The organism is Schaedlerella arabinosiphila (genome assembly GCF_003885045.1).
Taxonomy (GTDB): domain Bacteria; phylum Bacillota; class Clostridia; order Lachnospirales; family Lachnospiraceae; genus Schaedlerella; species Schaedlerella arabinosiphila.
This window is the reverse complement of record NZ_RHJS01000002.1, coordinates 5,375,921-5,399,909: the sequence shown is the minus strand read 5'-3', so window position 1 is coordinate 5,399,909 and position 23,989 is coordinate 5,375,921. Positions and strand designations below refer to the sequence as shown.

The following is a 23,989-nucleotide window of genomic DNA, read 5'->3' as shown; positions in this document are numbered from 1 at the left end:
AGTCAGCCTCTTTTTTCTCTATTAATCTTTTTCGGGAGATGTAATTCATGAAAAAGTGACAATTCTTTCTTTTCTGAACTCCCTATTTTTTTTGATTTCTTATCATTCAAAAATGTCTCCTGTTGCCAACTTAGTCTCTCAAACTCATAAGCAGCATCTGCGACTTGTACTCCATTGCCATAGAAACAAAATACATCATTTGCTTTGATAACAAGTGCTGTAATGTATTCAACTCCAGGAGTCGTTATTTCGTTCAATTCTGTATACAGCTTATCCTCTTTATAGACTTCCGCTATTCTCCCATCAGCCCACATCATCTTAGCTGGTATATCATCCAGATACGCCGTAAATGCCCTCCCCGCAAGATTAACGCATTGATACTTTTGCCTCTTAAAAGCTTTTAATTTCAATTTATCAGCAATTGTATAAATAACAGCACCGCTGATCTCTTTTCCCAATGCTTCTTTGAAAGTTTTCGGCTTATATTCACCTAACTCAGACTTGTGCCCCTGTTGTCCAATAATTGCAGCATAAGGCTCCATATAAGCAAATTCATATTTCTTTCTCGAGATTGCCGACATCAATAGCTTCTTCGATTCACGAAACACTGGTCGAAAAATAAATTCCACTTTAATTGTCCGAAAGTCCTTGATTGCAGAAATGGCAATGCGTGTTCCGCATATATCAAAATACTCAGCCATAAGCAATACCCCCCTATTCTTCGTTTGTTTTATTATAATTCAAAGCAGAATTATCGTCAATTTCTATGCTTTAATTCTCATTCAAGTTCTTTTGAGGGCCCTCACATAAAAGACTTTGTATATCTCGCGTGTGAATTTTATCCCAAAATGATTATTGCAAGAACCAGACATCCGAAATACAGTTATGAGGGAATTGAAATTCATGATATAGCCGATTGGCCGCTGCAGGAATAAAGTTTTGTATGAATTGCTCAATCTTTTACGAGGAGAAGAGACATGAAAAAATCAATCCGAATCTTATTATACACCGCCCTCTTATCCGGAGCCGTGCTCCTGTCACAGGGCTGCGGCGGCAGCGCCGAAGACGGCACAACGGTGGACAATGACGTCGATACTTCTGGCAGCCGTGCACAAGGCAAGCCGTCCAATGGTGAAAACACCTCCTCCGATCTGGCCTGTCCTTCTGTGAACGGTGCGCTCCGGGTCGAGGGGACGCAGCTTGTTGATAAAAACGGCAGCCCGGTTCAGCTTCGGGGCATCAGCACCCATGGGCTGGCATGGTTTCCGGATTATGTGAATGAAGCTTGTTTTCAGCAGCTTCATGAGGAGTGGCAGGCCAATGTCATCCGCCTTGCCATGTATACCGCGGAGTACGGCGGCTATTGTACGGGCGGGGATCGGGAAGCCTTGAAACAATTGATAGACGACGGTGTGTCCTTTGCCGAAAATCAGGACATGTACGCGGTCATTGACTGGCATATCCTATCCGATTCCAATCCCAATATTTACCTGGAGGACGCGAAAATATTTTTTGATGAAATGGCGGGAAAATATGCGGACTCTGACCATGTCTTGTATGAGATCTGCAACGAACCGAACGGCAGTACATCCTGGAGCGAGGTCAAGAGCTATGCGGAACAGGTGATCCCCGTCATCCGTGCCAGGGATGAGGATGCCGTGATTCTTGTGGGCACCCCAAACTGGTCTCAGTCTGTAGAACAGGCTGCCGCAGATCCCATAGCAAGCTATGAAAATATCATGTATACGCTTCACTTTTACGCGGCAACTCACACCGACGACCTGCGTGCAAAGCTGTCTGAAGCCGTGGACGGCGGTCTTCCTGTCTTTGTTTCGGAATACGGCATCTGCGATGCCGGCGGCAGCGGAGCCATCGACCAGGCCCAGGCAGACCTTTGGATAGAAACTCTTGATAAATACGGAATCAGTTATATGGCATGGAATCTTTCCAACAAGGAGGAAACTTCGGCCATGCTCAAGAGCGGCTGCGGCAAGACCAGCGGGTTTGTGCAGGAGGATCTCAGTGACGCCGGGAGATGGGTGTATCAGACGCTGAGAAATTAAGGATGACACAGCCGCTTGCATTTTTGTCGGGCCAATGGGGGTTCGCGGAGCCATTCAAAATTGATCTGTCATCATGGTGCTGAAAACAAAAAAGGTATAAAGCCCTTGATCATTCATTAAAGACTTTAAACCTTTTAATTTTACTTATTTACTGCTTAGCTATCATACAGTCCCTTACTTATCCAGGCTGTTTTTATCCAATTAGATAAATAAAGCGCAGACAAATGGCAGCGTGAAAGTAGTCAGAATAGCATTTAACCTCTATTGTAATGGTATGCTATAGGAGGGTTGAATGGTCAGATATATGTCAAAACATCAGAAAAAATCAAAAAGGGGGATAGAAAGTGATGAACCATATACAAAAGTAAATGGGAAAAGATTTTTGCCATCGTTTACCGATATTTCAACCCTTTAATTTAATTGTCAGTTGACCAAAGTCTCAACTTGCAGTAAAATATAGGTAAAAAAAGTTATAAATGAAAAGAAAGTATGCTCATGCAAAGTTTTGGCATATACTATAAATGAGGAGCAGCGAAGCAAGGAGGTGCTTTTATGGCTACGTCAAGTATTTTTGCGAAGGTCAGGATTGATGATCCCAAGAAAGCGGAGGCTTTTATTGATGCTCTTGAAGCATCCGAGAACAAGCCGAGGCGAAAGTCGTCGATACCAGTTAAGCCGCCGGTGACAGATATAGACGAAATCAAAAAATTTATGACAAAGAGGTTTCCCGGATAATGAACGAATATAAAGTATTCAATATTTTGGATATGGTGGAAGCAATCGGAGAGACAAATTTAAAAGAGCTTCTCTCCGATTTTTGCTGTCCAAAGAATGAAGAAATACAACAGTTTGTGAGAGTGAATGCTTATGAGTTTGCAAGGAAAAAGCTGTCAGTTACCTATTTAGTAGTAAATGAAGATAATTACATAGCTGCAATTTTTACGCTGGCACATAAGGCTATAGAGATAGGGGATGCAAGCTTATCTAATTCAAAACGTAAAAAAATTAGCAGATATGCTGTTCTAGATTCTGAAACGAGCAGTTATACAGTTTCGGCGTTTCTGATTGCACAGTTTGGAAAAAATTATGCGTTAAGTGCAGAAAAAAGATTAAGTGGAAACGAGTTAATGGATCTGACATTTGAGGTATTGGAAAAAGTCCAGCATGAGATCGGCGGCGGTGTCGTTTTTCTTGAGTGCGAGGATAAGCCTAAACTGTTGGATTTTTATCAGAATGAAAATAATGGATTTGCGCCATTTAATGAAAGGTATTCTGTATCGGATCATGTGAAATATATCCAGCTTTTCAATTTTTTCTGATATGATATACTGAAAAGCGACCAGAAACATCATGAAAGTGAAGATGTTTCCGGTTGCTTTCGTATGAATTAACTACCGTAAAAGAACATCTGCTGATTTGTCTTCTCGCATACTGCTGAAGCAATCATATTCCGTGTCTGTAAAACGGACATATACCCTGTTTGGGTGTCTTAATTCTTTTTCTTTCTTTGGTCTTGCCATATTCCTACCCTTTCTGTTATGTGCTTTGCCTATAAGGGTGCATACTTATAGGTGATTCTTCATGGCGGCTTTGCTGCCATGCTGTAACTATATGAGTAGGAACCAGAATGCACAGTGATAGATGTGCAATATCCGGGGGCATGGGGAGCGGAAAATCAGAAGTATCAAGGAGCTGTTGCAACAGCCCCTTACTTATCCAGGCTGTTTTTATCCATCAGGAATTCTTTCAGTCCCATTGTCACAATTCCGCTCTCATCTCTCTTGAGCATCATGTTATCCTTTACAACAATGATCTTCTTGAATGAATCTGCAATAGTATGAAGGGGCCTTTTTTCCTGCCATTCCTTTTCTTCTGTCGGCAGCCGAAATGCCGACTGGATATAATATCTTCTGTTTCCTTTATTTATCACAAAGTCAACCTCTGTCTGTTTCCGTACATAAAAACCCTTCTCATTTGGCTCACTTACCTCAACAATTCCTACATCGACAGAAAATCCCCGTATTCTAAGCTCATTAAAAATAATATTCTCCATGATGTGTGTTTCTTCCTGTTGTCTGAAGTTCAGCCGGGCATTTCTGAGTCCCACATCTACAAAATAATATTTGTACGGCGTATTAATATATTTTTTCCCTTTGATGTCATAACGCACTGCTTTTTCAATAATAAACGCATCTTCTAAATATTCCAGATACTGCTTAATCGTCGGAGCAGATAACTCTGCATGTTCGTTGCTTTTAAAGGTATTTGCCAGCTTATTGGCATTTGTCAGTGAACCCACAGCGGAAGAAATGATGTTGACAAGCTCGTCTAACTGAACATCATTTTGAATTCGATGCCGTTCAATAATATCCTTAAGGTAGGTTTCCGCAAACAATCTTTTTAAATATGCCGCTTTATCCTCCTCTTTGTCCAGATGTAAAATATACGGCAACCCACCATAGGTATAGTACTGATTCCAGGCTTCCTCCCAGGATTCAAATTTCCGTGCTGCATAAAACTCGGAAAAGCTCAAAGAATAAACACGAATCTCATCCCCCCGGCCCCGGAATTCTGTTATAATATCTGAGGACAAAAATTTCGAATTGCTTCCGGTAACATATACGTCCACACACTCCATATGAAGGAAAGAATTTAATACATCCTCAAATTCAGCCATAAGCTGCACTTCATCCAGAAGAATATAATGCATATCCTGGTCCAGAATCTTGGAATCCACATATTCAAGACAGTTGTCCGGGTCTCTCAGTTTTTTATTCCTTCTGTCATCAAAGGCAATCTCAATAATATGGTCAGGAGCTATATTCTCCTTCAGCAGATACTGCTTAAACAGTTTAAAAAGCAAATATGATTTTCCACATCTCCTTACCCCGGTTATGATCTTAATGAGGCCATTATGCTTTTTATTTATTAATTTCTCAAGATATTCATTTCTTTGTATTTCCATGCCCCATCTCCCATTTTAGATTTTTGCATGTTTTGCAATTTTTCTAAAATAGATTATATCCTTTTACTCAGCTTTTTTCAATCATCTTTTGTGGAAAATAGTTTTTTTATTCCGGTCTACGCAGCCTTTCCACTACGCTTTCCTTCTTCCCCAGCCGTATCGCCATCTCCGGCACAGCGTACCCCAAAAGCAGCAGCACCGGGAATACAGCCAGCATGGGCCAGATCACGAACTGATACTGCATGAACCACATGCCGTTTGTCAGCATCCGCAGGATCGTGGCTGAAAATGCACATCCAAACACCAGGGAAAATACAATCGTTCCGCCGGCGTAATACAGCCCTTCCAGCACCACCATTTTCCGAATCTGCTTTTTTGTCATGCCGATGGCTTCCAGCATGGCAAATTCCTGCTGCCGGGTCACGATCCCGGTAAGCACGGAATTGGAGAAGTTCAGGATTCCGATCAGGCCTACCACAAGTGTCATAACCCCGCCAACCAGGGTAAACAGTCCGGAGAGCTGGTGGAACTGGTCCTCCCACGTCCCTTTGGATTCGTAGTGCATCATCGGTTCCTCCGTTTTTGTGTAGGATTCCAGTCTGCGTGCAATTTCATCCCCCCGGCCGTCCTCCACATCGAAGGAGTAGCTCATCAGGTACTGGTCGGAAGCCATTTCCTGAAATACATCCGCAGGCACATAGTACAGAAATTCTGACTTTCGGCGGTTCGTCATTCCGTAATAATTTTCCTTGATCAGGGAAAGCACCTCAAACTCCCTTTCCTGTCCATCCCCGCAGACAAGGACAATCTTATCCCCCGGCTGGTGCATAACCGTATCTTCCTCTACAGCCGCGTTGTCATCCGTGAAAACCGAGCACAGAAGATACTTTCCGGAGGCCAGCTTTTCCCGGATGACCTGCAGGTCAGACTCCCCTTTCCAGATCTCCAGTTTATCATAGAAGAAATCCTCCATTCCGCAGAGACTTGCCAGATAATTATTTCCCCGCCTATTCAGCGGATAAAATTTCCCCTGCACATATCTGCCTACAATCCCGTTGTCATCCTTCGGCACCGTTTCCGGCGGAGTCCATCTGTCACCTTTTAACGCGGCGGCCGTCACGCTGAAATAGAGCCGCCCGCCTTTTTGGAAACCGTCCAGTCCTTCGCATACCTTGATAAAGGATTCCGTCAGCTTTTCCTCCTGCACCGTTTCCTCGGAGCTGCCGGTGTACAGGCTTTGATAATAGACCGCATTTGCGATCAGAAAATCGGATGAGACGAATTTCCTCAGATATCGGTCCATATCAAAGGCATGGGTCACCGTGAATACGCTGTTGAGCAGCACCACCGCCAGGGACAGGGAACAGAGCACCAGCACGGTTCGTTTTTTATTTCTTCCCAGATTGGAAAATGCCATCCGCCACAGCTTGCCGCCATCCGTGGTTTTCTTCTCCCTGCCTGCCGCAGCCATTCCGCCGGCTGCACCCTTTCTGTCGGCTGTCCGTCTGCTCCGTTTTTGCTTCGGCTCGCCGCCGTCTGTGTAGCGGACTGCTTCCACCGGCGAAACCTTTGCCGCGATCCTTGCTGGATTTCCCGTGGAAATCCACAGCGTCAGCATGGTAAATACGGCTGCCCCCAGAAAAATCCACGGATTGGCAGAAACTTCCATTTCCGTATATTCATAGCTGGATATTTCCACTATTTTCGGCGTGATCCCCGTCCCGATCAGAAATCCAAGGACCAGCCCCAGTGGAATCCCCATCAGTCCCAGGAACAGAGCCTGCCTGCGCAGGATTTTTTTCACCTGGCGGCTTGTGGCGCCGATGGTTTTCAGAAGCCCGTAATAGCGTATATCCCGTATAACGGAAATCTGAAAAATGTTGTAAATGATCAGATATCCGGTCAGCATGATCAGCAGCAGCCCGCCCAGCACCGCTCCTGTGGTGATCGGATCGCTGTCTGCCCCATCGGAAATATAGGCCCAGTTTGCATTGGCTTCTATCTCGTCTGTCGAATATCCTCCGTTTGCGATCACTTTTTCCAGTTTTTTCTGAATGGAAAAGGAATTGGAAAAATTTACATCCATCCGAACGGAGCCTGTATTTGCAAAATCCTCATGGTAGGTATAGGTCAGTTCGTCTGCATGGGCTTCCCGATATCCGCCGCTCACGATTCCAAATCCCACGTTCAGCGCCGGATCTGCCTTGATAACGCCGGAAACGGTAAACTTCCGCTCCACGGTTTCTGTGTCCCGAGGCTTGATCTGAAGCCCAAGGGTCACCTGCTGTCCGGCTTTTGCTTCCAGGCCAAGGAGCTCCATGGATACCTGGTCCATCAGGATTTCATCGGCCGATTCAGGAGCTTTCCCCTCTATGATCTCAATAAAACAATGGGGATAATGGTATTCCGGAATGTACCACAGCTCCGCATGGCGTTTCAAAAATTCCGGATTGGTAACGGTTTCCGCCATCAGCATGCAGTCTGCGGTTTCCTCAATGGACGGATCCCGGCTTAATTTTTCATACTGCTCGGGGCTGAGGTTCTTGATCACTCCATGGCTGTCGCCGCCGCTCTGCCGCATGGTGGCCTGCTGAAAATTTTCTACGGTGCCGATGCCGAGGGTAAACAGGGCGGTAAACAGCATGGCAGTCAGTGCTATGGCTGTCACGGCAATAATATTTCTGGTGCGGGCGGCGCGAAAACTTTTGTCCGCCAGGCGTCGGATGGCTTTCTTGTTGTTTACATTACGCATGACAGCCACCGCCTTTTTGTATGGATTTTTCTGCTCCTCCTGCGCTGTCCGCCCTGATCCGTCCGTCTTCGATCCGAATGATCCGGTCGGCCATCTGGGCAATCTCCTCGTTGTGGGTGATCATCACCATGGTCTGCCCGAACCGCTCCCCCGTCACCTTTAAAAGCCCCAGAACATCCTGGCTGGTGCGGGAATCCAGGTTTCCGGTGGGCTCATCTGCCAGAAGGATCGCCGGTTTGGCGGCCAGTGCCCTTGCAATGGCAACCCTCTGCTGCTGGCCGCCGGAAAGCTGGCCCGGCAGGCGGTGTATCCGGTCGGAAAGCCCCAGGATTTCAATGACCTGTTTTACATAATTTTTGTCCACGGTGTTTCCGTCCAGCTCGATGGGCAGCACGATATTTTCATATACATTCAGCACCGGAACCAGGTTGTAGCTCTGAAATACAAATCCGATCTTCCGCCTGCGGAATACGCAAAGTGCGTCGTCTTTTAAGTCCGAGATGTCCTTTTCATCTACATAGACTTTTCCCGCTGTGGGGCGGTCCAGGCCGCCCAACATGTGGAGCAGGGTGGATTTTCCGGAGCCCGAGCTGCCTACGATGGCGGCAAATTCGCCCCGCTCCACATCCAGGCTGATCCCGTCCAGGGCTTTCACCTGGTTTTCTCCGCTTCCATAATATTTTTTTAGGTTTTCCGTACATAAGACGTTCATGCTTTAGCCTTCTTTCACTGATTATTTGGTGAGTTCTATATTTCACTTTCCTTATTTTATCACAGGGTTCTTACCACAATCTTTCACAAATCTAACAGTTGTGAAAGATTTGCCGCTGCTGCCGGTAGTTTGATGAATTTCAATTTACCTTTTAGTAAAAACATGTTCTCTCCAAAAAAATATGGGAAGCACGTGCTTCCCATTCGTTAATGTTCATCTCTTTTATCCCCTCATTTATTCCGCGGAAGGTACAGTATAAACTCCGCCCCTTCCCCCTCCGCAGATTTTACCTTAATATACCCATTCTCTTTTTTCAATATTTCCCGGGCCAGGTACAGCCCGATGCCGACGCCCTCCTCCTGCTGCACATCCTCAGCCCGGTAAAATCGCCCGAAGATCTTCGGCACATCCTCCTCCCGGATTCCCCGCCCCCGGTCCTTCACCGAAACGGCCACGTACATTTCATATTCTGTCACCGACATAAGGATCTCCGAACCGCAGGGCGAATATTTCACCGCGTTGTCCAGAATATTTTCCAGCGCTTCCTTCGTCCATTTCAGATCATAACACGCACTGCCGTTTCCGGTGTAAATGTTCCGTATACGGATCTCCTTATTTGCCGCCCGCTGCCGGATTCCGGCCTCCGCTTCTGCCAGCAGCACCGAAATCTCCTGAAATGCGGGACGCACCTCCACAATATTGGTTTCCAGCCGGGATATCTTGGTCAGCGACTGGATCAGAAATTCCATTTTTTCCGTCTGCCGCAGAATCTCCTGCAGCATCTCCATGCTTTCCTCACGGCTTTCCATATGCATCTCGGCCCGCAGGTTTTCCTCTAACAGGGCTGTGTACATTTTCAGATTTGTCATCGGTGTCTTGGTCTGATGGGAAATGTCGGAGACAAGACTTTTTACATTCTCCTTCTCCCGGCGCAGGTTTTCCCCGGACAGCGCCGATGCGGCCAGGTACTGCTTCCACCTGGATTCCAGCCGGGAGAGCTTCGTCTCGTCATAATCCCCCTCCTGAAATGTCCCGGCAATGGCATCGTCCAGCATCCGGCCCAGCCGCTCCAGTGTCTTGTTTCCGAACATAAGTCAGCTCCTTTTTACCAGAGGTCTTATCATGAAATCATCATTGTCTGTAAGTATTTTGATTATATCATGGATTTACGAAATATATATGAACGTTTTTTACCGAATTTACGAAGAACTTCTATTCCGCCGCACGTTGCCCTACTGCAGCCCGCTCCCAATCAAGTACAGCGGAATATTCACCATCCAATCCTGCTCCCTGTAGTCGGACATAGAAGTGCGTACCGCCAGTCCGGGATGGTATTTATTATAAAATGACTTCAAGCTTTTGGCCTGCAGATTTTCCTCTGCCTTCACCTCAATCGGCACAATCCCCTCTTCATTTTGAATCAGGAAATCGATCTCCGCCTTTGCCGTATCCGAAGTCCAGTAAAAAATATCATTTTCTTCATCCGTTACCAATTGCTGCAATACGTACTGCTCCGTCAACGCCCCTTTAAATTCCTCAAACAGCCGGTTTCCTTCCAGGATCAGTTTTGCATTCAGCCTGGCCATGGCGCCCAGAAGCCCGACGTCCAGTATAAACAGCTTAAATGCCTGAAAATCCTGATACGCCCGCAGAGGGTAATCCGGCTTTTTCACACGATGAATCTTGTGGATGAGCCCGCAGTCGATCAGCCATGTAATGGCCACCTCGTACTCCCTTGCCCTGGCCCCTTCACGGATCAGGCCGTACAAAAACTTCTTATTTTCCTTCGCAAGCTGTGTCGGAACAGAATTCCAAAGCATCCGAATCCGCGTCACGATCTCCGACGGGGCATGCTTTGAAAAATCATTTTCATAGGCGGAAAGGAGACGGTTCTGCACGCTCCGGACACGTTTCAGGTCTTTGCTGTTCAGATACGTGACCACCGCCTCCGGCATACCGCCCACATAATAGTAAAACTTCAGATAATCGATGTATTTATTTTTAAAATTGGTAATGAAGCCGTAATCCTTCGAGTTCAGCAGCTCTGCCAGTTTTTCCTCTCCGCAGGCGCATAAAAATTCCTGGTAATCCAATGGGTACAAATCGCAGAAATCCACCTTCCCCACCGGAAACGAGGTACCCTCATGAAGCGCCACCCCAAGCAGGGAACCGGCAGCAACCACATGATACTCCGGAGCCTCCTCATAAAAATATTTGAGCGCTTTGAGCGCCCTGGGAATCTCCTGAACCTCGTCAAAGATCAGCAGGGTCTTCCCGGGGATGATTTTGAATCCGACTGAAATCTCCAGTGCCGAAATGATACGGCCGATGTCAAACGCATCCCGAAATACATTTTCCATAATCTCGTTCTCATCCATGGAAATATACGCGCAGCTCTCATAACATGTCCGCCCAAATTCCTTCATGAGCCATGTCTTCCCAACCTGTCTCGCGCCCCGTATGATCATCGGCTTCCGGTTCTCGTCCTCTTTCCATCGTTTTAATCGTTCAAGCAATCTGCGGTACATATTTTCGCCACCTCTCCTGACTTTCATTCCGGACGATTCTTCATCCGCCCGCTCCCCTTGCAGACGCATCCATAATCCCGTTTGGAACGTTTATACTATACATACCACATTTTATGCCGTTTTTCAATATTTTATACACATTTTTCGGCACGACTTTTTCTTGTTTCAATCACATTTTCGGCACGACTTTTTCTTGCTTCAATCACATTTTAGGCACGTCTTTTTCTTGTTTCAACCACATTTTGGTCACGACTTTTTCTTTTACCGCACACATTGTCTGCACGACTCTTTTAAAATTCATTACATTTTCCGAATGGAGCGTCCCTGGGCAGGCTGCTGATACAGAAAACCTGCAGCCGTACAGTTGGAAAAAATTCACCTCAGCCACCCCAGCGGGAATCCCCACCTGATTACCTTTACTGCCGGCACATACGCCGCCAGGTCGGCAAACACCGGGCAGACTGCCATCTGAACCAGCAGCATGGTCAGCGTCCATCCCGCAAATGCCGTACTGCTGCGAAACAGCCTGCCCACGGCCAGCACCCAGAAGCTGCAAACCAGAACAAAGACAACCATGCTGGCGATCTCCCTTTCTGCCCCTCTGTGCCCCGGTGACAGAAGGACGAGAATCACTCCCACCGCCGCCGGGATGGTGGCCTCCGCCAGACAGCCCAGATATTGGAACTTCCACCGCCGCCCCCGATCCAGAGCAGACAGTATGCCGTTTCCATTTCCGCCAAACTTCCTTGCCTGGGCCATCCACAAAACCGCAAAGACAAACAGCCCCGCCATCCCCTGAACCGGCCGTGCTTCCCCGGACACCCCTGGTTTCCCCGGTTTCTGTTCCGACTCTATGATATCCATCTGAAACATTTCGCTGCTCTGCAGGTAGCCCCGCCTTTTTTCCAAAAGCGCTTCCGTCAGGCTTTCATCGCTTCTGCCGTAGATCTCCTTCTCGCTGTCGATCAGGATTTTTTCGCTGTATCCTTCAAAAAATGCCGCATAAAATGTCTCCTGGACCACCATCCCCTTTGCGGAAAAGGGCGTGCAGATATATGTTACGGAGTCCTTGATACGCCCCTCCTGAACCAGTTCTTGAAAGTTTTCTGAAAAAATAAACCCGCATTCGATCCTGCCCGCCACCAGATCCTGACGCATGGCCGTTTCCTGCGGATATTCGATAAAATCAAACATGCTGTCCCCTGCCCTGAGACGCTCCAAAACCCTGCCCGCGTATTCGTCCGGCGCGCTGCAGACGCCGACCCTTGTATTTTCCGCGTCAGGCAGTTGAACCTGCGCGGTCAGAACCACCAGCAGGATCATGCCCAGAACCTGCATCCACGACGTTTTCCGCCTTACCCATGCCTTGAACTGCAATGTATACCATATGATGTATTGTTTCATAAGAAAATATCCCTGTATCTTGTATCCTTACCTTTAACTAAAAAACACCGGAAATATCTGCAGACCCAGCAGCAGTCTTTCCTTCACTGCACACGCCCGAAAAACAATTCCGCACAATATCTGTGCAGAAAATTCAGCGGCAGATACTGTCCAAGCCGCGCAGCCCATTCCGGCAGGTACGCCGAGGGAATGACCACGCCGGAGCACAGCACCATCAGCACATTTGCCGAGAGCAGGAACACCGCCCCCTGCATCCCTTTCCCAAATATGGAATATACTCCGTGAAAATACACCGCAGCCCCGATGCTCACCGGAATCAGCCAGAGCAGCACCGGCCCGTGAAACCACAGAAAATAGAGCCTTCCGAACTTGGAAAACAGGCAGCCCAGGAGATACGCAGCCGACACCAGAAACCAGGACGCATTCGCCATGACCAGAATCTTGACTGCAGAAACCTTGACCGCACCCATCCCCATCACGCGCAGCTTCTGTTCCACCGCCCTGCTGTTACCCTGATATAAAAAGCTGTAATTCAGCCCGCTCATCAGCAGGAGCACAGAAATGGCCGCGGCAAAATAATAGGGGTACAGCTCCATTTGCCCCAGGGGGGAATGCACATATTTGCCAAACATTTTACTCCGTTCCAGGGCACACCTGATATAAGCGTAGGAGATATAGTTTGCCGCTTCATAGGGCTTCATTTTTGAAAATCCCTCCTCTGCCATATCGCTGGATGCCAGCGCCCCCGCCTCTGCCGTCATGAGCAGAGAGAGCCCGTCTGACAGAAGTTCCCGGAAAACCTGCACACGAAAGGGCGGATTTTCCGGCAGATACACAAAAATCCGGCCCTTTTGTCCGCTGTACATGTCCTCATAAAGGCTTTCAGGCAGTACAATGACTGCCTGAACCTCTCCTTCATAAAGCTTTTCCATCGCCTCATCCCGCGGGAAATACTGAAAATTACAGACGGACTCCACGCTCTCCATGGCAGAGAGGAAACGCACCACCGCCTTTGTCTCCTTCTCTCCCTCCGGGACGGCCACTCCCACGTCGATGGCCTGAAACATCCGCGCGCTGAAAAATACATGGCTTAACACGACGGCCCCCGCCAGGAGCAGAACCGCCATGAAAAGCAGGCTTGCCGCGGATTTCAGCAATACCTTTACGCTCTTTTTATATTCGAGAATGAAATATACAACACATGTTTTCATAGCTCATTCAATTCCATGAACAAAGACTGTATATCTTCGATGGACGCCTCCCCCAGGTCAAACTCATTTCCGTCAAATTCTTGAAAGGAAGCTCCTTTTTTGATGGTCATGCCAAAGGTCATATCCGCAAACTGGCCGTCCAGCATGATTTTGTCCAGAGTCGCCTCAAAACTGTCTTTATCCAGAAATACATTTCCTGAAATGACCGTCCTTCCGCCGTCGGCGCTGATATCCAAATCCCCTGTTTTTCGGTTATATTCCAGCCTGGCCGTCTCTTCCCCTTCCGAAAATACCTTCTTCACTTCCGTGGAATCCACGATATCTCCCTCAATCCTGAGCATTTCCTCCCCGTCGATCATAAACTGCATATTCTGCATCCGTGTGTCTCCGCCGAGGAACCGAAGTTCTGCCTCTTCCTCCTGGATCTCCGCGCGGATACATGCCAGCTTCTTTTTATAGATAAAAAATGTCAGATCCACATCTTCCATCTCCGAAATGCTTTCTTCCATGTCGTCGAAATAGTACTCCATATAGCCGTAATATCCATAACCGCTCTCCATGATGCTGTCCATCACGGAGTCCTCAAATTCATCAAATATCTTCTGCAGGCTTTCACGGGTCACAGTCGTGGAAATCGCCGTACATTTTCTCTTTTCCTGATCCACCTCAAATTCTTCGGAGTCTGTTTTCTCAAATTCCAGCTTACCGCACTCCTCCGCGATCGTCTTTGCCAGATCCAGATCCGGCTCTGCCTGGCTCCCGGACGAATACAGGGCTTCCAGCAGTTCGTCGATGTCGTCCAGGCTGTCTCCATAGTAGTCCTTCAGATAACCGTTTTTGGGTTCTTTATAATGGTAGGTAAAAATATAATCCGTTACCGAAGGAACCTGAACCATTAGCTGTTCCTCTGTCAGCTCCGCCTGGAAATCCACGTCCATATAACCGGACACGTCCAGGCTGCCCAGCATCTGCTTCCGCGGTTTTCCGTACAGGAACTGCAGTTCCATGTCAAAATCCTGGGAATCGCTGTGAAACGCAACCGTGGACTCGTTCGCCAGCAGGATATCTCCAAACTTAAAAGCCCCTGCCAGATAATCCATATCGCTGACCGTGTTTGTAAACGCCTCTATGACTTTCGCGGAATTGCTGGAAAAAATCCCGCTTTTCATGGCCCACACTGCCGCGCCCGCCGCCAGCACCAGCAAAATGGCCAGAACGGCAAATATAACGCCTCTTTTCTTCTTTTTCGGCTGTCCTGCATCCCCGAACTGCTGATAAAAATACGCCTGCTGAGACTGTCCGGGATCGCCTGTCCCCTGGGCGGCTGCCGAGGACGCAGCCTGTTCCTGCTGTGCCGCGCCGTCCTCCTGAATCCGTTCTCCTGTTACCGGGTCAAATTTCATGTCCATCTTTTTCTCCTCCCTTTTGTAACCAATTTGCACAGCAAATTGATTGCCTTCATGCCAGCATTTCTTTTATAAAATCTATATTCATTTCTTCCTTTGACAGCTCGCAGAGCTTCCCTTCCTTCATCAACAGGCATCTGTCGCAGGACAGGATTTCTTTCTCGTCGTGGGTCGCCATCACAACGATGCCGTTCATCCCGCAATACGTTTTTATCCAGTTCCCGATGCTTTCCTTATAATATAAATCCAGGGCGGTGCTGGGTTCGTCCATGAACAATATTGCCGGCCATTCGGCCAGCGCGCACGCGATACTGAGCCTGCGCTTCATTCCGCCTGAGAGCTTCGCAACCGTGACCCGCATCAGCTCTTCCAACTGAAACTCACGGATCAGCTCCTGATCCTCTTTCCTTGTGCCCACTCCCCACAGCCTCAGATTATCCTTCACGGATAGTTCCTCCATCAGCGGAAGCTCCTGGGGCACATAACCGCACAGCTTATGAAAATACTTCTTCTTACTCAGAGGGTCCTTCCCAAAATAGCGCAGTTCCCCTTCATTGGGCCGGATAACGCCTGCCAGGATCTGCATCAGCGTCGTCTTTCCGCATCCGTTCCTGCCCACGATCGCCACGCACTCTCCGCTTTCCGCATGAAAGCTGATATGCTCCAGCACGGTTTTTCTTCCATAGCTTTTTTTTATGTTCGATACTTCCAGCATGATCTGCCTCCGATTCCTACACACTGCATTTGCCAGATGCAGGCTATTTTATGACAGTTCCTTACAGGACTTCTATTTTGCAGAAATGTTCTTTCGTTTCTTTTCAAACCTTTTCTTAAATTATACAGGAATACGCTTTTTACTTCAAGAGAAAAGAAATTCCAATCGCCTTGCCTTTTTATAAAAAAACTGAAATAATTGTAACCAAACTCCTTTGGAACGTGTCTAACAGGTATAACCGGTTATCACCGAAACACATTTCGGAAGCAATACGGGCGGCCGAGGCCGGGACAGCGTGCCTTCCGAAACCGTTCAAACAGAGTACTCTCGGAAAATCAGCCACAAAGATGGGTGCAAGGGAGTTTCCGAGAGTGCTCAAACACAGAGAGAGGTGGTTTTACGTGGACAAAAACGATGCAGCTATAAAACTTGCCAGAAAGGCGATCCGTGGAAACGCCGATGCTTACGGGGAACTGATCCGCCAGAATCAGGAATATCTCTACAAGATGGCTTTCATCTATACGGAAAATCAGCAGGATGCCCTGGATGTCGTCGGGACGGCCATCCTGAAAGGCTACCAGCATATCCGGTCGCTTAAAAATCCCCAGTGGTTCCGAACCTGGATCACCCGTATCCTGATCCGGTGCGCACAGGATGCCAATAAAAAAATTGTTTATTTCAACAGCATTGACGAGGTGGAGATCCCCGAACGTTACGAAGGAATTTCCCTGGAAGAGACCTGGGATCTTAGAAATGCCATCGAGCTTCTTCCTGAAAAATATCGGAGCGTAATCATTCTGAAATATTTCTGTGAGCTGTCCGTGCAGGAGATCGCCTACGTCCTGGAAATCCCGGCAGGAAGTGTAAAAGCCTACTTAAGCCGGGGACGAGATGAATTGAAAAAATATCTGAAGGAGGATTATATGTATGCAGAATCTGTTTGAAGAGATCAAAGTTCCCCAGGAGGAACTGGAAAATATGGTAAATGAAAAGCTGGACATGATCCGAAAAGACTCCCGCAAAATGAAACGGACGAAGTTTTTCTGCGGCTTTACCGCGGCTGCAGCCTGCATAACCGCCCTGGCTGTATTCTCTGTTTCCAATCCCGTACTGGCGGCACAGCTTCCGCTGATCGGGCATTTGTTCAGACAGGTGGAGGATAAGCAGCCCTACTACCGGGATATAGACGAAAAGACGGTGCAGACCATGCCTGAAACTGAGGAAACCGCAAATGTAGCTGACGGCCTGAAGATCTCCCTGTCCGAAATATACTGCAATACCGAGGCTCTGTATCTGTCGGTCATCATCGAATCCGAGGATGCGTTTCCTGATTATCTCCTGGATAATCAGCTTATGCACGACATGGACTTTTTCTTACTGGATGCCGTAGAAAATTTTGACTTTGTAGACCAGCCGCTGGTATTTCCTCTGCAGGTAAATGGGGAATATATGGATGACCATACCTTTGTCGGAAGTACCCGGGTTGATTTTACTTTCGGCTATGGCGGCTTAGATGAAAACGGCGAAGAAATCGACTTTGTATTTCCTGGCACGATTCCGGAATCCTTCCGCTGGAATATGGATGTCAAAAAAATTTACACGTACTATGGAAATTCCTCGGATTCCCAGGAAACCTTCACCAAAAACGGCCCCTGGTCATTTGATGCGGACGTAACAGCAAAGCAGACGGAACGGATCGTCCGGGAAGTCAATGATTACGCCCCCAACGGCATGGGAATCACCACGGCAGAAAAGCGGGAATTTGAAATTCTGCTCAATTACGGCTACGATGAAAGCTATGCGGAATATGAGGTAGACTCCATCCAGAGTGTCATTTTGGATGCCGATGGAAACTATATGCTGAATAAAGCCGGTATGCTGCCCATCGGGGATTTCAACGTTTCCAAAATCGACGTATACTACTTCCCGATTACTTCAGAGGAGGACTGGATGGCGATTCAGGAGAAGCTGGCCGAAGGCGAGCCTGCGGACTTTATCAAGGAAATTGCCGTGCATCATACGGAGATTGTTTTTTGATCCTGATGTGGGGCTGTTATAGATGATATTTAAGGTGGTGTTTAAGATGCCGTGCACTTTGCTGCACGGCATCCGCCTTCTTACTTCTTTTCCTCTGATTGCTCTAAAAGGAGTTTGATACCCTCCCGGTATGCTTCGCCCCTTGAAATGCCCATGGCCTCGCAGTATGCTCTGAGCCTGCGCTCCGTTTCTTCATCTGTCCGAATACTGTACTTGATCTCTTTTGGCTTTTCTGCTTTGGGCCTGCCCATTTTCTTCAACTGTATCAACTCCTCTGTCCTTGCCATTTTTAATCTCTCATGGTATAATAAATATACCTTTGTGGAGAGCAGTGGCAAGTACCGCTCCCCCATAGGTTTGGTTTCTGTTGGGCTCTGCCTATTTAATAAGCAGGGCTTTTACAGTTTCTTTGGCATCCTCAAGGTCTTCAGCTTCATTGAGGATGTCAATAATTTTTCGAGTCTGATTTTCCTCAGCCTTCTGTACTAAAAGCTCAGCTACACTCATTTCTTCATCCATCATGTTATCCTTTCCGGCACCTGCCGCCTTACTCACCGGATTTCTCCGGCTGTAAATCCATTGTAGTTTATGTGTGGCGAAAAGTCAATTCATTCTTCATATATACTCATCCATTTTTCCACATATATCCCTGCCCGTACACCGTCTGAATGCAGCTCCCGTGCGTCCCCTCATCCTCCAGCTTCGCCCGCAGCCGTCTGACCGTCACAGACAATGCGTTTTCATCCACATATTCCCCGTCTCCCCAGATCCGGTCCACCAGCACTTCCCGGGTCAGAATCCGGCCGGGATTGTCCACCAGCAGACGGAGCAGGCGCTGTTCATTGACGCTCAGAAAAATTTCCTGCCCGTTTGCGAAAAATTTCAGCTTTTCAAAATCAAATGAGAAACCATCCCCGGCATAGGCGTTCTTATTATTCTCTCCCAGCCGCCGGCGCAGCGCCTGAATCCTGGCCCTTAACACGGCAATGCTGAACGGCTTGGTCATGTAGTCGTCGGCTCCCAGGGACAGGCCCGTCACCTCGTCTATCTCCATATCATTGGCGGTCAGCATGAGCACCGGAATTCCGGAACGCGCCCGCACCCATTCCAGATACTCGTACCCGCTGCCGTCCGGCAGATTCACGTCCAGGATCATCAGCTCCGGCTTTTCCTGCTCAAAGGTCTGTTTCGCCTGCCTGATATTTGTATTCTGGATAAAAGTAAGTTCCGGCTCCCGCAGCGCCAGGCGGACACCGTCGCTCAAAGCCCGGTCATCCTCTACAATCTGAATCAGCATATTTTCCTCCGTTTTTACTCCCTGCAAAGCCGGTTGCTCAATTCCGCAAATTCCTCCAGCGTCAGCGTTTCCCCTCTGACCGAAGCCCCCTTTCCCAGCTTCTCAATGGCCGCCTCGATCTCTTCCTTCGCAAAATCCAGCTCCGCCGAGTTTTTCAGCCCGTTTGCCAGGGTTTTCCTCCTCTGGTTGAAGGACGCCCGGATGATCGAGAAGAGCAGCTTTTCGTCCTTCACCTCCACAGGCGGGGTCTCATAACGTTCCAGCCGGATCACCGCAGACCCGATCCGGGGCCGGGGCATAAAGCAGTTCTGCGGGACATTTGCCGCAATATACGGTTTCGCATAGTACTGAACCGCCAGGGAAAGCGCCCCGTAATCCTTGCTGCCCGGCGCCGCCTGCATCCGGTCCGCCACTTCCTTCTGCACCATCACCGTAATACTCTTTAGCGGCACATCCCCCTCGAACAGGCCCATGATGATCGGCGTCGTAATATAATAAGGAAGGTTTGCCACCACCTTGATGGGGCGTCCCCCGTTTTCCTCTTCCACAAGCTTCGGCAGGTCTATTTTCAAAATATCGCCGTTGATCACACGCACATTGTCATAGCCCTCCAGCGTATCCTCCAGGATCGGGATCAGCGCCCGGTCGATCTCCACCGCGATCACCTTCCCCGCGGCGCAGGCCAGATACTGGGTCATGGTTCCGATTCCCGGGCCGATCTCCAGCACCATATCGTCCCGTGAAATCTCTGCAGAGCGTATGATCTTATCCAGCACATGGGTATCGATCAGAAAATTCTGCCCAAATTTTTTCTGAAATGTAAACTGATGTTTTTGGAGAACCGCAATCGTGTTCTGCGGATTTCCAAGGGTTGGTTCTTTCATATCGCAGTATCCTTTCTAACCGGTATCCTGTAAAATGTCCGCGCATTTTCCTCTGTTGCCCGGATCACTTCCTCCTCCGTCACACCCTTTAGCTCCCCGATCGCCCGGGCTACATAGGGCAGGTTCAGCGAGGAGTTGCGTTTCCCCCGGTAAGGCTCGGGCGCAAGGTAGGGACAGTCCGTCTCCAATACAATATGGGAAAGCGGCACAGCCTGTACCGCTTCCTTGAGCTTCTTCGCGTTTTTGAATGTAACCACGCCGCCGACCCCGACGAAATACCCCATCTTCACATATTCCTCCGCCATCTCCCGGGAATAGGAATAACAGTGTACAATCACATCCATTCCCTGTCCATGCTCCCTGAGAAGCTCCATCGTATCCGCCGCGGCCTCCCGGCTGTGGACGTTCACCGGAAGCTGCAGTTTTCGTGCAAGCTCAAGCTGCCGGAGAAACCAGTGCTTCTGCAGGTCATGCTTTTCCTTGTCCCAGTAATAGTCCAGCCCGATTTCACCCACTGCCACGATCTTTTCTTCCTTTAATAAATGCTCCATCCTGGCAAATGTTTTCTCGTCCAGATCTCCCACCTCGTCCGGATGCACCCCGATCATCCCGTAGAGAAACGGATACTTCCGGGTCAGCTCCAGAACCCGGTCCCAGGATTCCACCGAAGCGCTGGCATTCACGATGGTTCCGATCCCGCCGGCCTCCATCTGCCCCAGAAGCGTCTCCCGGTCCGGATCGAACTGGTGATCATCATAATGTGCATGTGTATCAAAAATCATGTTTTCCTCCATTCCGACAGGCTTTGGCTGTGAACCGCAGCCATTACAGCACGATATCGTCGATTTTCTTAAATGTCTTCATGTCGTAGGATTCCACCGTATTGCCTGCCGCCAGGTACAGCCTGCTGCCGGAATACATGGCGCGTGCGTTCCACGCATAGCCGCTCAGTTCCCGCTCGAAAATGCATTCAAATCCGTCTTTCTCGTCATAGGAGTATACGACATAGCGCATCGTGTCACCGTCCACCCGGAAGCCGATCAGGTTCTTCTCTACATCCACAAGCGCAGCTTTATAATCATAAAATACATCCGAGGAGTAAGTGTTTTCCAGTACACACTTCTGCGTCTCCGTGACATTTTCCGGATCTGAGATGTCGAACATAGAAAGCTTCACGCCTCCCGTCGTAGTCCCGGTCTCGTCCACGTCCATGCCGATTCCCAGAAGCTTCCCTTCCCCGTAAGGATGAAGGTATTCTGAGAAGCCCGGGATCTTCAGTTCTCCCAGGATCTCCGGTTTCTCAGGGTCTGACAGATCCACAGAGAACAGCGGGTCCATCTGCCGGAATGTGACAAAATATCCGGTATCGCCCATAAATCTCGCGGAATACACGATCTCGTCCTCAGCCAGCCCTTCGATCCGGGACAGCTCTTCCAGCTTTTCATCCAGGATATAAAGAGAATTGCTCTCTTTGCGTTCCGGCTCCGACTCTGCTTCATCCGTCAGCCCGAACAGCCTCGGCTGGATGCCATTGTTGGAGTAAAGCGGGGTCACCGTCACGACCAGACGCAGATTTCCCTCATATTCATCGATGCTGAACGAATCGTTGAGCGTTCCGTCCACCTCCGTCTGTCCCACGGCCTTCAGCTTTCCGTTTTTATAAGAAATCTTCCGGATGCTGGTCCGGGCCACATCCTGGGCGGAACCGCTGCCGCCCTGCCCCGCCAGGGGCATGATGCCGTAATCACCGTAATCGCTCTCGCAGATGTAAATATTTTCCCTGCTTACATAGCACATTCCCGCGCTTCCGAAGACGGCCTTGGTATCCACCTTTTTCTCCGGATCCTTGATGGAAAATGCGGAGATGATCGTGTATTTGGTCGCCCGGGAGCCCATGGGCATCAGGATGTCTCCGCTTGCGATCCGTTTTCCCTGAACCGTCGGGATATAGCCGTCCAGTTCCGATTTTGCCCCATAGATCTCCGTATAAAAATCGCTGAACAGGTACACATAATCCCCGGACACCCGCATGGTATTGTAATTTCCGCTCTGGGAAACCTTACCCAATGACTTTGGTTTCCTGGGGCTGCTGATATCAAATGTTTCCGCAACAGCATACTGCAGGTAGATCCCGCCATATTCTCCCGTGGACACATCGCCCTGGTCCCGGTATTCCGACTGGCTGTACATCACAATGAGCCGGTCGCCCTTTACAAAAATCTCATACACGCTGGATTCCGGCTCCGAGTCCAGGCGGATCGTGCTCAGGTGCTCCATCTCCTCCTGCTCAATGCCCACGATCTGAATCTGCCGGCCATTCACGATATACAGGCGTTTCCCGTCTGTCTTCACGATATCCGCTTCCCCCACGCCTTCCTCACGGATATTGGTATCCGAATAATCCGAAACGCCGCTCTCCTGCTTGGCGGTATCCGCCGACGCACTTTCCTTCAACGCGCTTTCCGTTCTTGCGCTTCCGCCGCTCATTCCGGTATCCGCCGCGTCGTCCATGACGGCATAACTTTCCTCTGCGTTTTTCTGCATTTCCTGCAGCCTTTTGTTTTCCGCTTCAATATATGCATAAACCTCATCATAATTCTCCGCGGTTTTGATCTCCGTCACCTCAAAAGGCTGAGCGGCGCCGGAAGCTTGATTCTCCTCCGTCTTTTCTTCGGAGACTGCTCCGCTTTCGGCTGCGGTCTGATATTCTATGCTATCCGACTTTGCTCCTGTATCAAGTCCCAGCCCGTTTGCCCCGACTGCGGCAACGCCGATGACCAGCAGGCCGCAGGCCGCGGCTGCCATAAGCTTTCCATAATACTGCTTCTTTTTCTTCTTTCCCCTGGATTCCAGCAGGTGCTCAATCTGCTCCGGCTGCAAGGAATCCGGGATTTGTATATCTTCGCTCTGCTCCCTGGCAAGCTTTGTCAAATCTTTCTCATCCATACTCATATTCTGTGTCCCCTTTCTAAAAATAATCATGCCAGAATCCGGCGGAGCCTGTCTATGGCGCGTGCCTTCCGTGAACGTACCGTGGCCGGGTTCATCCCAAGCATCCTGCCGATCTCCGCGCTGGCATAACCCTCCAGCACAGAACAGGCCACGATGATTCTGTCCTCCTCGTCCAGCTTCATAAACGCCTTCCGAACGTCGCAGCTTTCCGCGTGATCCTGCTCCGCAGCCGCCAGGCTTTCCGGCAGTTCTTCCATCTTTTGTACGGTTTTTAATTTTCTCCTGCACCGGTTTGCCAGAATCGTAAATATCCAGCTCCGGAAGGATTCCTCCTTTTTCAGCTTATGGATATTCTCATACGCCGCGATGACCGTCTCACTGACCGCGTCCTCCGCGTCCTGTGGATGCTTCATCGTATACAGCGCAAACCGGTAGAGCTCCCGGTAGATCCGCGCATACAGCTCTGAAAATGCTTTCACATCCCCGCGCTGCGCCTTTCGGATCAAAACCAGCTCCGAACTGTCATTGTAATCATACATCCGCTCCCCCTCCTTCTAATCCGGCATGCCTTGACAAACAAAAATCTGTCCCCTTTGCAGGGACATATATCATAGGATACCCTGCTTGCTTGAAAAAACACATATATGTGTGCAGACTGCCCGTCTGCTGTCTCACCAAATGTCGGTGATATAAATAAGAGTATGAAACATGAGAAACTGTTGCAGTGATTTTTAAATTTGTATGACTTTTTGCGGATATCCGTCATCTGCATTTTCCGGTATCCTCCAAAATGGTATATTGCCGCCGGCACATATGCCAATAGATGAAGTATAACACAAAATGCCCTTCTTGAATACCTTAATACAGGGAAGGCTCCCAATTTTTGCCGAGGTCTGCGCCCTCACCTGCGCAGGCTCCGTCTTATTCCTGAATATAAACCAGTAATAATTTATAATAATCCATGAAGTTTTATGAAAGTATTGAAAATCCATTGACTCTCGTGTTATACTAAATCCAAAGGGAATAAAATCGAAGAGAGCCAGAGAACACTTCCCATACTTAA

The 23,989-nt window shown here is 48.7% G+C and carries 25 protein-coding genes and 1 pseudogene; 8 read left to right on the top strand and 18 right to left on the bottom strand.

The features are described 5' to 3' along the window. Positions 1-2: 2 nt before the first annotated feature. Positions 3-701, bottom strand: coding sequence for a hypothetical protein (locus EBB54_RS25470; protein ID WP_125129509.1), 699 nt, complete (start codon positions 699-701; stop codon positions 3-5). Between the two features lie 138 nt (positions 702-839). Between EBB54_RS25470 and EBB54_RS32365 the strand changes: the two are divergent. The 6 genes and pseudogenes from EBB54_RS32365 to EBB54_RS25450 form a co-directional block, all read left to right on the top strand. Further along, positions 840-935 (top strand): annotated as a pseudogene (locus tag EBB54_RS32365) (ATP-binding protein); the annotation flags it as partial. Positions 936-977: 42 nt separating this feature from the next. Beyond that, the gene (locus EBB54_RS25460; protein ID WP_125129508.1) at positions 978-2,063 is read left to right on the top strand and encodes a glycoside hydrolase family 5 protein; all 1,086 of its coding nucleotides are present in this window, start codon (positions 978-980) and stop codon (positions 2,061-2,063) included. Positions 2,064-2,268: 205 nt separating this feature from the next. Beyond that, positions 2,269-2,346: a DUF6075 family protein gene (locus EBB54_RS32560; protein ID WP_369123255.1), complete on the top strand. Its 78-nt coding sequence runs from the start codon at positions 2,269-2,271 to the stop codon at positions 2,344-2,346. Positions 2,347-2,355: 9 nt separating this feature from the next. Then, positions 2,356-2,478, top strand: a complete 123-nt coding sequence (locus EBB54_RS31690) for a hypothetical protein (protein WP_279229982.1) — start codon at positions 2,356-2,358, stop codon at positions 2,476-2,478. 137 nt (positions 2,479-2,615) lie between these two features. After that, positions 2,616-2,798 (top strand): hypothetical protein, encoded by a 183-nt coding sequence (locus EBB54_RS25455; RefSeq protein WP_004082032.1) that lies wholly within the window; start codon positions 2,616-2,618, stop codon positions 2,796-2,798. Continuing rightward, positions 2,798-3,382: a GNAT family acetyltransferase gene (locus EBB54_RS25450; protein ID WP_125129507.1), complete on the top strand. Its 585-nt coding sequence runs from the start codon at positions 2,798-2,800 to the stop codon at positions 3,380-3,382. Before EBB54_RS25455 ends, EBB54_RS25450 begins: the two co-directional genes overlap by 1 nt. Before the next feature lie 389 nt (positions 3,383-3,771). Here the strand turns inward: EBB54_RS25450 and EBB54_RS25445 are convergent, their stop codons facing one another. From EBB54_RS25445 to EBB54_RS25405, 10 genes are all read right to left on the bottom strand, one after another. Then, positions 3,772-5,028 carry an ATP-binding protein gene (locus EBB54_RS25445; RefSeq protein ID WP_125129506.1) on the bottom strand — a complete coding sequence of 419 codons (1,257 nt, stop codon included), beginning with the start codon at positions 5,026-5,028 and terminating at the stop codon, positions 3,772-3,774. A 106-nt stretch (positions 5,029-5,134) separates the two neighbouring features. Beyond that, positions 5,135-7,780: an FtsX-like permease family protein gene (locus EBB54_RS25440; RefSeq protein WP_125129505.1), complete on the bottom strand. Its 2,646-nt coding sequence runs from the start codon at positions 7,778-7,780 to the stop codon at positions 5,135-5,137. Then, a complete protein-coding gene (locus EBB54_RS25435) occupies positions 7,773-8,492 on the bottom strand; it encodes an ABC transporter ATP-binding protein (protein WP_125129504.1) in 720 nt (239 codons plus the stop codon). The genes EBB54_RS25440 and EBB54_RS25435 overlap by 8 nt, the downstream gene beginning before the upstream one ends. A 230-nt stretch (positions 8,493-8,722) precedes the next feature. After that, positions 8,723-9,583, bottom strand: coding sequence for a sensor histidine kinase (locus EBB54_RS25430; protein ID WP_125129503.1), 861 nt, complete (start codon positions 9,581-9,583; stop codon positions 8,723-8,725). 141 nt (positions 9,584-9,724) lie between these two features. Then, positions 9,725-11,020, bottom strand: coding sequence for an ATP-binding protein (locus EBB54_RS25425; RefSeq protein ID WP_125129502.1), 1,296 nt, complete (start codon positions 11,018-11,020; stop codon positions 9,725-9,727). Between the two features lie 40 nt (positions 11,021-11,060). Beyond that, positions 11,061-11,189 carry a hypothetical protein gene (locus tag EBB54_RS31685; RefSeq protein ID WP_279229981.1) on the bottom strand — a complete coding sequence of 43 codons (129 nt, stop codon included), beginning with the start codon at positions 11,187-11,189 and terminating at the stop codon, positions 11,061-11,063. Between the two features lie 206 nt (positions 11,190-11,395). Continuing rightward, positions 11,396-12,424, bottom strand: a complete 1,029-nt coding sequence (locus EBB54_RS25420) for a hypothetical protein (protein WP_125129501.1) — start codon at positions 12,422-12,424, stop codon at positions 11,396-11,398. 83 nt (positions 12,425-12,507) lie between these two features. Continuing rightward, on the bottom strand, positions 12,508-13,635 hold the full coding sequence (locus EBB54_RS25415) for an ABC transporter permease (RefSeq protein ID WP_125129500.1): 1,128 nt from the start codon (positions 13,633-13,635) through the stop codon (positions 12,508-12,510). Beyond that, complete coding sequence (locus EBB54_RS25410; protein ID WP_125129499.1) at positions 13,632-15,044, bottom strand: flagellar basal body-associated FliL family protein; 1,413 nt, start codon at positions 15,042-15,044, stop codon at positions 13,632-13,634. Before EBB54_RS25410 ends, EBB54_RS25415 begins: the two co-directional genes overlap by 4 nt. Positions 15,045-15,093: 49 nt before the next feature. Beyond that, a complete protein-coding gene (locus EBB54_RS25405; RefSeq protein WP_004081908.1) occupies positions 15,094-15,756 on the bottom strand; it encodes an ABC transporter ATP-binding protein in 663 nt (220 codons plus the stop codon). A gap of 347 nt (positions 15,757-16,103) precedes the next feature. On the opposite strand from EBB54_RS25405, the gene EBB54_RS25400 reads away from it, so the two are divergent. Then, complete coding sequence (locus EBB54_RS25400) at positions 16,104-16,700, top strand: sigma-70 family RNA polymerase sigma factor (RefSeq protein ID WP_243127811.1); 597 nt, start codon at positions 16,104-16,106, stop codon at positions 16,698-16,700. Next, the gene (locus EBB54_RS25395; RefSeq protein ID WP_125129497.1) at positions 16,684-17,793 is read left to right on the top strand and encodes a DUF4179 domain-containing protein; all 1,110 of its coding nucleotides are present in this window, start codon (positions 16,684-16,686) and stop codon (positions 17,791-17,793) included. The genes EBB54_RS25400 and EBB54_RS25395 overlap by 17 nt, the downstream gene beginning before the upstream one ends. An 80-nt stretch (positions 17,794-17,873) precedes the next feature. Here the strand turns inward: EBB54_RS25395 and EBB54_RS25390 are convergent, their stop codons facing one another. The 7 genes from EBB54_RS25390 to EBB54_RS25360 all read right to left on the bottom strand — a co-directional run bounded on the left by EBB54_RS25390 (position 17,874) and on the right by EBB54_RS25360 (position 23,465). Continuing rightward, positions 17,874-18,080, bottom strand: a complete 207-nt coding sequence (locus EBB54_RS25390) for a CopG family transcriptional regulator (protein WP_125129496.1) — start codon at positions 18,078-18,080, stop codon at positions 17,874-17,876. A 91-nt stretch (positions 18,081-18,171) separates the two neighbouring features. Next, a complete protein-coding gene (locus EBB54_RS25385; protein WP_243127810.1) occupies positions 18,172-18,348 on the bottom strand; it encodes a protein phosphatase in 177 nt (58 codons plus the stop codon). Positions 18,349-18,418: 70 nt separating this feature from the next. Continuing rightward, positions 18,419-19,090: a response regulator transcription factor gene (locus EBB54_RS25380; protein ID WP_125129495.1), complete on the bottom strand. Its 672-nt coding sequence runs from the start codon at positions 19,088-19,090 to the stop codon at positions 18,419-18,421. A gap of 14 nt (positions 19,091-19,104) precedes the next feature. Further along, entirely contained in the window at positions 19,105-19,974 is an 870-nt protein-coding gene (rsmA, locus tag EBB54_RS25375; RefSeq protein ID WP_125129494.1) for a 16S rRNA (adenine(1518)-N(6)/adenine(1519)-N(6))-dimethyltransferase RsmA, read from the bottom strand. Continuing rightward, a complete protein-coding gene (locus tag EBB54_RS25370) occupies positions 19,971-20,756 on the bottom strand; it encodes a TatD family hydrolase (RefSeq protein ID WP_125129493.1) in 786 nt (261 codons plus the stop codon). Before EBB54_RS25370 ends, rsmA begins: the two co-directional genes overlap by 4 nt. A 43-nt stretch (positions 20,757-20,799) precedes the next feature. Then, a complete protein-coding gene (locus tag EBB54_RS25365) occupies positions 20,800-22,926 on the bottom strand; it encodes a beta-propeller domain-containing protein (RefSeq protein ID WP_125129492.1) in 2,127 nt (708 codons plus the stop codon). Positions 22,927-22,952: 26 nt separating this feature from the next. Next, positions 22,953-23,465: an RNA polymerase sigma factor gene (locus EBB54_RS25360; RefSeq protein WP_125129491.1), complete on the bottom strand. Its 513-nt coding sequence runs from the start codon at positions 23,463-23,465 to the stop codon at positions 22,953-22,955. Positions 23,466-23,989 lie beyond the last annotated feature (524 nt).

What these genes read in the sequence shown, in the direction of transcription:
- EBB54_RS25470 (WP_125129509.1), bottom strand. Translation starts at nt 701, where the DNA reads ATGGCTGAGTATTTTGATATATGCGGAACACGCATTGCCATTTCTGCA.
- EBB54_RS25460 (WP_125129508.1), top strand. Translation starts at nt 978, where the DNA reads ATGAAAAAATCAATCCGAATCTTATTATACACCGCCCTCTTATCCGGA.
- EBB54_RS31690 (WP_279229982.1), top strand. Translation starts at nt 2,356, where the DNA reads ATGGTCAGATATATGTCAAAACATCAGAAAAAATCAAAAAGGGGGATA.
- EBB54_RS25455 (WP_004082032.1), top strand. Translation starts at nt 2,616, where the DNA reads ATGGCTACGTCAAGTATTTTTGCGAAGGTCAGGATTGATGATCCCAAG.
- EBB54_RS25450 (WP_125129507.1), top strand. Translation starts at nt 2,798, where the DNA reads ATGAACGAATATAAAGTATTCAATATTTTGGATATGGTGGAAGCAATC.
- EBB54_RS25445 (WP_125129506.1), bottom strand. Translation starts at nt 5,028, where the DNA reads ATGGAAATACAAAGAAATGAATATCTTGAGAAATTAATAAATAAAAAG.
- EBB54_RS25440 (WP_125129505.1), bottom strand. Translation starts at nt 7,780, where the DNA reads ATGCGTAATGTAAACAACAAGAAAGCCATCCGACGCCTGGCGGACAAA.
- EBB54_RS25435 (WP_125129504.1), bottom strand. Translation starts at nt 8,492, where the DNA reads ATGAACGTCTTATGTACGGAAAACCTAAAAAAATATTATGGAAGCGGA.
- EBB54_RS25430 (WP_125129503.1), bottom strand. Translation starts at nt 9,583, where the DNA reads ATGTTCGGAAACAAGACACTGGAGCGGCTGGGCCGGATGCTGGACGAT.
- EBB54_RS25425 (WP_125129502.1), bottom strand. Translation starts at nt 11,020, where the DNA reads ATGTACCGCAGATTGCTTGAACGATTAAAACGATGGAAAGAGGACGAG.
- EBB54_RS25420 (WP_125129501.1), bottom strand. Translation starts at nt 12,424, where the DNA reads ATGAAACAATACATCATATGGTATACATTGCAGTTCAAGGCATGGGTA.
- EBB54_RS25415 (WP_125129500.1), bottom strand. Translation starts at nt 13,635, where the DNA reads ATGAAAACATGTGTTGTATATTTCATTCTCGAATATAAAAAGAGCGTA.
- EBB54_RS25410 (WP_125129499.1), bottom strand. Translation starts at nt 15,044, where the DNA reads ATGGACATGAAATTTGACCCGGTAACAGGAGAACGGATTCAGGAGGAC.
- EBB54_RS25405 (WP_004081908.1), bottom strand. Translation starts at nt 15,756, where the DNA reads ATGCTGGAAGTATCGAACATAAAAAAAAGCTATGGAAGAAAAACCGTG.
- EBB54_RS25400 (WP_243127811.1), top strand. Translation starts at nt 16,104, where the DNA reads ATGGGTGCAAGGGAGTTTCCGAGAGTGCTCAAACACAGAGAGAGGTGG.
- EBB54_RS25395 (WP_125129497.1), top strand. Translation starts at nt 16,684, where the DNA reads ATGCAGAATCTGTTTGAAGAGATCAAAGTTCCCCAGGAGGAACTGGAA.
- EBB54_RS25390 (WP_125129496.1), bottom strand. Translation starts at nt 18,080, where the DNA reads ATGGCAAGGACAGAGGAGTTGATACAGTTGAAGAAAATGGGCAGGCCC.
- EBB54_RS25380 (WP_125129495.1), bottom strand. Translation starts at nt 19,090, where the DNA reads ATGCTGATTCAGATTGTAGAGGATGACCGGGCTTTGAGCGACGGTGTC.
- rsmA (WP_125129494.1), bottom strand. Translation starts at nt 19,974, where the DNA reads ATGAAAGAACCAACCCTTGGAAATCCGCAGAACACGATTGCGGTTCTC.
- EBB54_RS25370 (WP_125129493.1), bottom strand. Translation starts at nt 20,756, where the DNA reads ATGATTTTTGATACACATGCACATTATGATGATCACCAGTTCGATCCG.
- EBB54_RS25365 (WP_125129492.1), bottom strand. Translation starts at nt 22,926, where the DNA reads ATGAGTATGGATGAGAAAGATTTGACAAAGCTTGCCAGGGAGCAGAGC.
- EBB54_RS25360 (WP_125129491.1), bottom strand. Translation starts at nt 23,465, where the DNA reads ATGTATGATTACAATGACAGTTCGGAGCTGGTTTTGATCCGAAAGGCG.